The organism is Pseudomonas sp. NPDC089918, from assembly GCF_050280605.1.
Classification (GTDB): Bacteria; Pseudomonadota; Gammaproteobacteria; order Pseudomonadales; family Pseudomonadaceae; genus Aquipseudomonas.
Map to the genome: position 1 here is coordinate 43,114 of NZ_JBNNVP010000044.1, position 8,799 is coordinate 51,912.

8 protein-coding genes are annotated in these 8,799 nt (G+C 60.3%); 2 read left to right on the forward strand and 6 right to left on the reverse strand.

Translation table 11 applies throughout. The features are described 5' to 3' along the window. Positions 1 to 37: 37 nt before the first annotated feature. The gene (locus tag ACQKPC_RS24960) at positions 38 to 331 is read left to right on the forward strand and encodes a hypothetical protein (protein ID WP_063341672.1); all 294 of its coding nucleotides are present in this window, start codon (positions 38 to 40) and stop codon (positions 329 to 331) included. A gap of 265 nt (positions 332 to 596) precedes the next feature. Further along, positions 597 to 1,937, forward strand: a complete 1,341-nt coding sequence (locus tag ACQKPC_RS24965) for an MATE family efflux transporter (protein ID WP_427627040.1) — start codon at positions 597 to 599, stop codon at positions 1,935 to 1,937. Between the two features lie 19 nt (positions 1,938 to 1,956). On the opposite strand, the gene ACQKPC_RS24970 is transcribed toward ACQKPC_RS24965, so the two are convergent. The 6 genes from ACQKPC_RS24970 to ACQKPC_RS24995 form a co-directional block, all read right to left on the reverse strand. Continuing rightward, on the reverse strand, positions 1,957 to 2,754 hold the full coding sequence (locus ACQKPC_RS24970; protein ID WP_427627042.1) for a DUF4123 domain-containing protein: 798 nt from the start codon (positions 2,752 to 2,754) through the stop codon (positions 1,957 to 1,959). Next, positions 2,751 to 4,076 carry a type VI secretion system Vgr family protein gene (locus ACQKPC_RS24975; protein WP_427627044.1) on the reverse strand — a complete coding sequence of 442 codons (1,326 nt, stop codon included), beginning with the start codon at positions 4,074 to 4,076 and terminating at the stop codon, positions 2,751 to 2,753. Before ACQKPC_RS24975 ends, ACQKPC_RS24970 begins: the two co-directional genes overlap by 4 nt. Before the next feature lie 233 nt (positions 4,077 to 4,309). Next, positions 4,310 to 6,223 (reverse strand): arginine decarboxylase, encoded by a 1,914-nt coding sequence (speA, locus tag ACQKPC_RS24980; RefSeq protein ID WP_007907445.1) that lies wholly within the window; start codon positions 6,221 to 6,223, stop codon positions 4,310 to 4,312. A 223-nt stretch (positions 6,224 to 6,446) separates the two neighbouring features. Beyond that, entirely contained in the window at positions 6,447 to 6,818 is a 372-nt protein-coding gene (locus tag ACQKPC_RS24985; RefSeq protein WP_427627046.1) for a translation initiation factor Sui1, read from the reverse strand. A gap of 189 nt (positions 6,819 to 7,007) precedes the next feature. Continuing rightward, positions 7,008 to 7,577 (reverse strand): NUDIX hydrolase, encoded by a 570-nt coding sequence (locus ACQKPC_RS24990; protein ID WP_427627048.1) that lies wholly within the window; start codon positions 7,575 to 7,577, stop codon positions 7,008 to 7,010. A 3-nt stretch (positions 7,578 to 7,580) separates the two neighbouring features. Next, positions 7,581 to 8,648, reverse strand: coding sequence for a DUF2333 family protein (locus tag ACQKPC_RS24995; protein ID WP_008011254.1), 1,068 nt, complete (start codon positions 8,646 to 8,648; stop codon positions 7,581 to 7,583). Positions 8,649 to 8,799: the final 151 nt, after the last annotated feature.

Genomic DNA, 8,799 nt, shown 5'->3' on the forward strand with positions numbered 1-8,799 from the left:
TCCGGCAACCACGCCACCACTCCATCAGGACGTACACATGCAGGTAGAAAGCTTTTTCGAATGGCTCGGCCAGATAATCGGTTCGGCCATCCGGTTCATCATCGATGCCCTCAGTGGTCTGTTCAATCTGTTGAGCAACGCCGGCAGCAATTTTGTCGAAGGGTTGGCCCAGGCGCTGGGCATGGACACTTCGATCATCAGCATCATCACGCTGATCATCGGGCTGATGTTGCTGTGGGCAGCGATCCGCGCCTTCATGAACGCGTCGATCATCATGGGGATTATCTGGTTGCTGCTGGGATTGTGGTTGCTGAGCTGGATTGTTCATTAAGGCAACCCACCATCAATGTGGGAGCGGGCTTGTGTGGCGAGGGGGCTTGCCCCCGTTGGGGCGCGAAGCGCACCTGAATCCAGCTGACCACGATCTTGGATTAGAAAGCGGTGACCGGTTTTACGACTGCTTCGCAGTCGAACGGGGGCAAGCCCCCTCGCCACACAAGCCCGCTCCCACATTGGATCTGTGATGTTTTGTAGATTGCGTTCACTTGGCTGAACACAATCTGTCGCTACAATGCAGGCGCCCCCAAGGAGCCTGCATGCCCAACCTGATTGCCGACTGGCGCGACCGTCCGACCCATCGTCGAGTCTGGGCGCTCGCCGCCCCGATGATTCTCTCGAACATTTCCGTACCGCTGGTAGCGCTGGTCGACAGTACCGTCATCGGCCACCTGCCCCATGCTCATCAACTCGGCGCTGTCGCGGTGGGCGCCAGTCTGTATACCTTTCTTGCCTGGGCCATGGGCTTTCTGCGCATGGGCTCCACCGGGTTCGCCGCCCAGGCTGCCGGGCGCGGGGATGGCGCAGCGTTGCGGCAAATTTTGCTCCAGGGTCTGTTGTTGGCCATGGGCCTGGCCATCGTGTTGGGCGCAGTGGGCGTGCCGTTGAGCGGGGTCGCGTTGCACTTCATGCAACCGTCGGCCGAGCTGGATCAGCTCACCCGCGAGTTCTTCCACACGCGGCTGTTTGGCTTGCCGGCGGCGCTGGCAAGCTACGCGCTGGTGGGCTGGTTCCTCGGCACCCAGAACGCTCGGGCTCCGCTGGCGATTCTGCTGAGCACCAATCTGGTCAACATCGCGCTGAACCTGTGGTTCGTGCTCGGTCTGGAGTGGGGCGTGGTCGGCGCGGCCCGGGCCTCGGTGATCGCCGAGTGGACCGGCGCGCTGATCGGCCTGTTCATGACCCGCAAGGCTCTGCGCGCCTATCCCGGCCATATCGCCTGGGCAGCGCTGGCGTTGTGGCAGAGCTGGCGCCCATTGCTGGCGGTCAATCGCGACATCTTCATTCGCAGCCTGGCATTGCAGTCAGTGTTTTTCCTGATCACCGTGCAAGGCGCGCGGCTGGGCGATGCCACGGTCGCCGCCAACGCGTTGCTGCTCAACGGTCTGCTGCTGACCGCCCACGCGCTGGACGGTCTGGCTCATGCCGTAGAAGCCCTGTGTGGACACGCCATCGGTGCTCGCGACCGAGAAGCCCTGCGTCGGTCATTGGTGGTGGCGTGCGGTTGGTCGTTGCTGGCGAGTGTGGGGTTTGCCTTGCTGTTTCTGTTCGCCGGGCACCTGTTCATCCAGATGCAGACGGACATCCAGAGCGTGCGCGATACCGCATTCCTATACCTGCCTTACCTCGCGGTGCTGCCGCTGATTGCCGTCTGGAGCTACCTGCTCGACGGTCTGTTCATCGGCGCCACCCGCGCCCGGGAAATGCGCAACGGTATGCTGCTGACGGTGATCCTGCTGCTGCCCTTCGCCTGGGCGCTGCAAGGCTTGGGCAACCATGGACTGTGGATAACCTTCCTGTTGTTCATGTTGCTGCGCAGCCTGACCCTTGGTGCATTCGCCTGGTACTTGCGCAAGCACGATAGCTGGTTCAAAGGATAACGAGGGCCGGCCTTCACGTTCAGGGTTGATCGTTTTGCCACCGGTTGCGCAGGCTATCGAGACGCTCCTGCTGGCTGGCTCCCGACAATGGCTGCCCGGCCACTGCGTCGGGATGCTGCAAGCGCAGCCATAACCAGTCATCGAGCACCGCACGTTCGCTGAAACCCAGCGCCAGCCCTTCCTGCAAGTAAGCCCACAAGCTGTTGTAGCCGGTGTCAGTGGATCGGCTCCAGCGCCAGGCGTGTTGTTCCAGCAGGCAGGTTTGCAAGGTGTCTCGCTGACGCAGGCTGAGGTTTTCTTCAATGGCCAGCGGCCGGACGGCAAGCCGCGGATTGAACAACTGCTGCCAGCCCTGACAGCCTATCGCCCGGTCGGCCCAGGTGCCACCGAACCAGCGCAACTGATCGATCGGACCGAGCCAGCGACTCAACTCCTGCGCATCGCAGGCATCGAAAAAATAACTCGCCGTGTGTGGATTGTAGTAACTCAACAAGGCCCGGTGATGCAGACCCAGCGTGACCGTGAGCATGCGTCGCAAATGCTCCAGCAACTGCGATGGCGTTGCTTCACTGGCTAGCAGCAATCCGCTCCAGATGTGTGGCGCACTTTGACATAACTCGGTCAGTGCCGGGCATTCGCGAAGGTCGACCAATACCGGGCCGTACTCACGCAACGGGTGAAACTCAGTGCCTTCGAACAGGCGGAACCATCGGGCATGAGCAAACTGTTGCCGCAAATTCGCACCGGCCTGAGGCTCGCCCGGAACATCGAGCAACAACCATTGCGCAGTCGAGTCGGACGCCAGAGCGGCGATCATGCCGCACCGCTCTGGCCAAACTGCGTCGCCGCCCGACAGGTGCAGAAGGACTGCGTGCAATGACTGAAACTGCCGCCGCCGGGCAGCAGGCACAGGAGCACCAAGGGTTCGCTGGATTGCAGCATGCCCAGCAAGCCGTCGAGCGCCAGGTTCGCATCGGTCACCAAGGAAGGTTGCAGGTCGGGTATGACTGGCTCTGTGCTCGACGCTGCGCCGGGAAGAAATCCGCTGATCAAGGGTTGATCCGGATCGCCTTCGATAAAGCTCACCAGCACCTGCGCGCCTTCGCACAACGGCAGATTGCCCGCGTCTCCCAACTCGGGAGCCAACGGCAACCAGCAGTGGCTGGGCGCTGCGCCTTCCCCCTGATAAAGCCAGTCAAACTGCACCGCTACCGGTCTGGACAGATCCGGTTGAGACTCATCGACCTCGACTACCCACGCCCGTTGCAGGCTGTGCATCCTGGGTTTCATGACCGAATGATCTGCCACGAAAGGCACTTCCTGCACAACGGCGCGCAGTTGATTGCTATAGGGAAACCCTGGCTCCTGCCCCCCTTGATGCTCGACATGGGTCAGTAGCCAGAGACGATTGCAGTCCACACACGGGTGGCCGGACAGCGGCATCAGTTGACCGCTGCGCAGCGTCGCCAGATTCGTCTGGCCTTCGGCGATCTGACCGCAGCCGTGAAGCTTGAACTGATGCACTCCTGGCCGTTCGCTCTCACCCTCAAAGACGCTCTCTTCGCCACGACTGAACTGCCCCAGGCCATCACCGAAAACCAGACAGTGTCCTGCGCGTGCGCAGTGTTCGAAATGGTAATGAAGGCGTTCCTGGGCACACAGACGCTGGAGAAACTGCAGGTCTGATTCCCGGTACTGCGTGCAGAAATCACGGGGCGGGTAATCGCCGCTCAGGTCGAAGCGACGCCCCTTACCGGCAATGCCGTGCTCCTTGAGTACTTGAGCGAGAATCTCCGGCACCGAGCGCTGGCTGAAGATTCGCTGATTGAAGCGCTGGCCCAGACACGCCAGCCTGGGGCCGAGACGCACACGACATAGCCCGGGCTCACCGCCATGGCCAAGCTGAACGAGGCCAAGCAGCTGCCCGTGAATACCCTGCCCCTGGGGCCCGAAGTGCAAAAAGGCCGAACGATACAGCAGGCTCGCAAGGTCCAGCGTCGGGTCATCGTTCAGCAGATCCACGTCGAACACAAAGGGCTCGCTGATGGCTTCACTACCGGTAAAGGCCAAGACCTCAAAGGGGTCGGGAAGACCCGCTATATCCAGACGAAATGACGGCTCGTTGACTGGATCGAACATCGGCGATTCTCTACAGGAGGGGCGGCCGGGGATTCTCGCTGAGAGACATGGCCGAGTAGAGTGCCGAAATACAACTTAGGAAATGACCTACGTGAAAAGAAGACCACATCGCTTGGATAGCCCGGTCTGTGGTTCATTTCACTTGAAAAAAGAGAAGCCCCGCACCAGGTCATCTGAAATTTCCTCACTGTACGGAGAATTTTCAGACAACCCGATGAGAACGGAGCCTTACCTCAAGAAGACAGGTAAGACGAGCGGGTCAGGCCCAGACGCAAGGCATCGAGGAACTGGGTGCGCTCGGCGGCGCTGATGCGGGCACTGGCGCACTTGTCGCGGTAGTGGGTCATCAGCTCTTCCGGCGACAAGTGCACGTAACGCAGCATGTCTTCGATGGTGTCGTGGGTTTCGATACCGGCGTGGTACACGCTGCCATCGGCGTTCTGGTAGATGTTCACCGAGTCGGTGTCACCGAACAGGTTATGCATGTCGCCGAGAATTTCCTGGTAGGCACCCACCAGGAAGATCCCCAGCAGATAGTCTTCACCTTCGTTCAGACCGTGTACCGGCAAGCTGGTCTCGATGCTCTGCTCATCGACGTATTGCTTGATCTTGCCGTCGGAATCGCAGGTCAGGTCTTGCAGCACCGCACGGCGCAGCGGCTCTTCGTCGAGACGGTGCAACGGCAAAATCGGCAGGACCTGGCCGATGGCCCAGGTGTCCGGCAGACTCTGGAATACCGAGAAGTTGCAGATGTACTTGTCAGCCAGCTTGTCGTTGAGCTCATCGAGCACCTGACGGTGGGAACGCTGACGGGCCTTCAACGAGTTGTGCAGGCGACGGCAAACGGCGAAGTAGCATTGCTCGGCCAGGGCTTTTTGCGCCAGGGTCAGCTTGCCATCGGCGTATTGCGTGGCCACGTCGCTCATGTAGTGCGTGGCGCGCCAGTAGGTCTCGGTGACCATTTCGATGTCGGTCGGGCCGAGCAGGTCAACCAGCCACTGTACGGTTTCCGGCAGCTCTTCCTTGTTATCGATCTTCGGCACGTCGTCATTGTGTTTCTCGACGTCGGTGACCTGAACCACCAGCATGGCGTGGTGGGCGGTCAGGGAGCGGCCGCTTTCAGAGAAGATGTTCGGGTGCGGCAGGCTCTGCGCGTCGCAGAACTCCTTGAGCATCCCGACCACGACACCGGCGTAATCGTCCATGTCGTAGTTGATCGAACTGGCGTTACGCGAGTGCGTACCGTCGTAGTCCACGCCCAAACCGCCACCGACGTCGATGTGGTCCACCGGCAGGCCGAGGTTGCGCAGCTCGCCGTAGTAACGGATCGCTTCCTTGAAACCGTGCTGGTAGTCCGCCAGGTTGGCGATCTGCGACCCCATGTGGAAGTGCAACAGGCGGATGCCCTGATCCAGGCCCGCAGCGCGGAAACGCTCGACCACCGACAGCAGTTGCGCCGCCGACAGGCCAAACTTGGATTTTTCGCCACCGGTGTCTGCCCACTTGCTCGACGCCAGGGACGACAGACGCACGCGCAGGCCGACCTGCGGCTTGACCTTGAGCGACGCAGCTTCTTCGATCACCAGACCGACTTCGGATTCTTTCTCGATCACGATGAACACGTTGTGACCGAGCTTCTGGCCCATCAGCGCCAGACGGATGAACTCACGGTCCTTGTAACCGTTGCAGACGATGGTGCCACCCTTCGGTGCCAACGCCAGAACAGCGAGCAACTCAGGCTTGGAGCCGGCTTCCAGACCGATCGATACGTCCTGGGTGGCGATGATGTTTTCGATCACCGCTTCCTGCTGGTTGACCTTGATCGGGTACAACGCCGTGTACTTGCTCTGGTATTCCAGACGCTCGATGTTGGCGTCGAATGCACCGGTGAGCTGACGCACGCGGTCTTGCAGGATGTCAGGGAAACGCACCAGCAACGGCAACGACAAACCACTTTTGCGCAGTTGGTCGACTTGCTCGAAGAGGTCGATAGGCGAACTGGTCGGACCGTTCGGACGAACTTCGACGCGACCGGCGTCATTGATCGCGAAATACCCGGCCCCCCAATGGCGAATCCCGTAAACACTGCGGCTGTCCGCAACTGTCCATTGGCTGCCATCGTCTTTGCGTGTGCGTCGTACGGACATCGAAGTCCCCTATAAAGAAGTCATAGAGCGTCGCCTGGGTTCAGGCCGGCGCAGTCTAAAGAATGAAAATGACGATTAGCCTGCATGCAAGGGGCATAGACCTCGCATTCAGCGCTGAGTTTAGAAACCGGTCAGAACAGGCTCTGTGAAAACCATGTAGACGACGCCAGACCAGAATTGAATCGGGGCCGGATCAAGCCGAGGGTGGTTTTCACAGAGGCTGCTAGCCGCCGGACTTCTTCGCTTTGAAACCGTGTTTGATCAGCTCGGCCAAGAGCAGCTCGACATGATCGCCCTGGATTTCGATGATTCCGTCTTTCAACGCCCCACCGGTACCACAGCGTTTTTTCAACGTGGTGGCCAGATCCTTGAGCGCCTCTTCGGCCAACGGCACGCCAGTGATAGTGGTCACCGTCTTGCCGCCACGGCCCTTGCTTTCGCGACGCACGCGGGCAATGCCGTCGCCGGCAGGGATAACGGTCTGTTTGCAGATGCAGGCATCCACCGGTTGACTGCAATCCGGGCAATGACGACCTGCGTCGGTGGAAAATACCAGGCCACCAAGGGCGGCGAAGGATGCGGCTTTTTTGGCCACCGGCAATCCTCTTGGGAGGACAAAGACTGGTCGCGGCAACCCGGGAGGGAGCCATCGACCGCGAAGCCCCACTCAGGCAGGGGCAGCGCTACTGGACCGTTATACATCGCTGTATTACCGGTTCAGTTTGAAAAGGTCGCGCAGTGTAACGGCAAAAAGCCGACTTGCTAAGAGCCAATCGGCGCCAATTTATAGCTCTTTTGCGACGTCATCCCCTTGGGCGCGAAGATAGCGCTTCAGGGCTGCCAAAGAGTCCGGGCAGTACGGCTTTTGCTGGATTTCCAGCATGACCTGATCGATCGGGATGAAGCGCGCTTCCAGCACCTCTTCCGGCTGCAGGATCAACGGGCCGTCCCACACTGCCGAAAACGCCGAGCACCAGAGTCGGTTGCCGGTGTCTTCGAAGAAAAAGTGATCATGGGCAGTCAGTTCCACACCGCTCACGCCCAGCTCTTCTTCCAGCTCACGGGCCGCCGATTCGGCGTAAGTCTCGGTGGCCAACACCATGCCGCCGGCCGCCACGTCCCAGTAACCGGGGTAGATCGCTTTGCTCAATGTGCGCCGGTGCACGCACAACTCACCGGCGGAATTGAACAGCATGATGTAGGTGCCACGCCCGATCAGCTCGCGTTCACGCAACTCGGAGCGGACCAGGGCGCCGAGCAGGTTGTCCTGCTCGTCGACCCAGGCGATCTGTTCGGCATCGGAGGCCGCGCGATGGGCGGCCTCACGTATGTCATCGACGGAGCTATCGACCATGACTCAGCCCTGATTGAGCAGTTGACGCAAATCGATCACCGCGGCGTTGGCCCGGGAGATGTAATTGGCCATGACCAGCGAGTGGTTGGCCAGCACACCAAAGCCGCTGCCGTTGAGGATCATCGGACTCCAGACCGGCTCTTGCGAAGCTTCCAGCTCACGAATGATCTGGCGCACGCTGACCGTGGCGTTCTTCTTCGCCAGCACATCGGCGAAATCGACTTCGATGGCACGCAGCAGGTGGGACAACGCCCAGGCCTGACCGCGGGCTTCGTAGAACACGTTATCGATCTGCAGCCACGGGGTTTCGACGACTTCTTCGTCAACCTGCGGCACCTGACCGAGCGCCGGGACTTCAGTCTTCAGTGCGGTGTTGAGCTTGACCCGGCCAACACTGGCCGACAGCCGTTGCGACAGCGAACCCAGACGGGTTCCCACATCACCCAGCCAGTTGTTCAGGTTGTCGGCGCGGGCATAGAACAGCGCACTTTTCTGATCAGGACCCGACAGACGTGCCTGATAGCGGCTCAGGGAGTTGATGCCCTCCTGGTACTCGGACTCACTGGAGGGCAGCACCCAGCTCTTGTTGTCGAAGTTGAAACGCGGCTCGGCCTTGGCCAGGTCGGCGTCTTCGGCGGACTGCGACTGGGAACGGGCGAAGTCTTTACGCAGCGCACGACTCAGGTCGCGGACCTGGACCAGCACGCCATATTCCCAACTCGGCATGTTGTCCATCCACAGGCCCGGCGGGAAACGGTCGTTGGAAATATAACCACCCGGTTTGGTCAGCAAAGTACCGGCAACGGTCTTGAGGGTTTCCACCGTGGTGTACCCGACCACCATCTGCTTGCCTTCTTTCTCGGCCGCCACCTGGGCATTCTGCTGAACCGGGAACAGCGCCGGCTCCTGGCTCCAGTACCAGCCCAGCGCGATCGCCACCAACAGGTAAAGAACAATCAGAGTAGCCAGCGCCCGGCTGAACAACAGGCCGCCAAAATAACTGCGGGTGGCCGATTTCGGTTCAGCGGCACGCTCAGGCGCGCTGCCTGTGCGGTTCTTCCAGTCCAGCATGGCGGTATCCTTTCAATCACTTGAGTTCATCGGTTCGACCACAACCCTACGCCATCGTGCGTCATTTGCCGCGCATTAAATCCTGCGCGTCACAGCGAGCCACACAATGACTGCAATCGAGCTGCCACTATAAATGAAGCACAGCGCTGAG

Bases quoted from the DNA above. Each gene is read 5' to 3' on its own strand.
- ACQKPC_RS24995 (WP_008011254.1), bottom strand. From the start codon at position 8,648: ATGCTGGACTGGAAGAACCGCACAGGCAGCGCGCCTGAGCGTGCCGCT.
- ACQKPC_RS24975 (WP_427627044.1), bottom strand. From the start codon at position 4,076: ATGTTCGATCCAGTCAACGAGCCGTCATTTCGTCTGGATATAGCGGGT.
- ACQKPC_RS24970 (WP_427627042.1), bottom strand. From the start codon at position 2,754: ATGATCGCCGCTCTGGCGTCCGACTCGACTGCGCAATGGTTGTTGCTC.
- speA (WP_007907445.1), bottom strand. From the start codon at position 6,223: ATGTCCGTACGACGCACACGCAAAGACGATGGCAGCCAATGGACAGTT.
- ACQKPC_RS24960 (WP_063341672.1), top strand. From the start codon at position 38: ATGCAGGTAGAAAGCTTTTTCGAATGGCTCGGCCAGATAATCGGTTCG.
- ACQKPC_RS24990 (WP_427627048.1), bottom strand. From the start codon at position 7,577: ATGGTCGATAGCTCCGTCGATGACATACGTGAGGCCGCCCATCGCGCG.
- ACQKPC_RS24965 (WP_427627040.1), top strand. From the start codon at position 597: ATGCCCAACCTGATTGCCGACTGGCGCGACCGTCCGACCCATCGTCGA.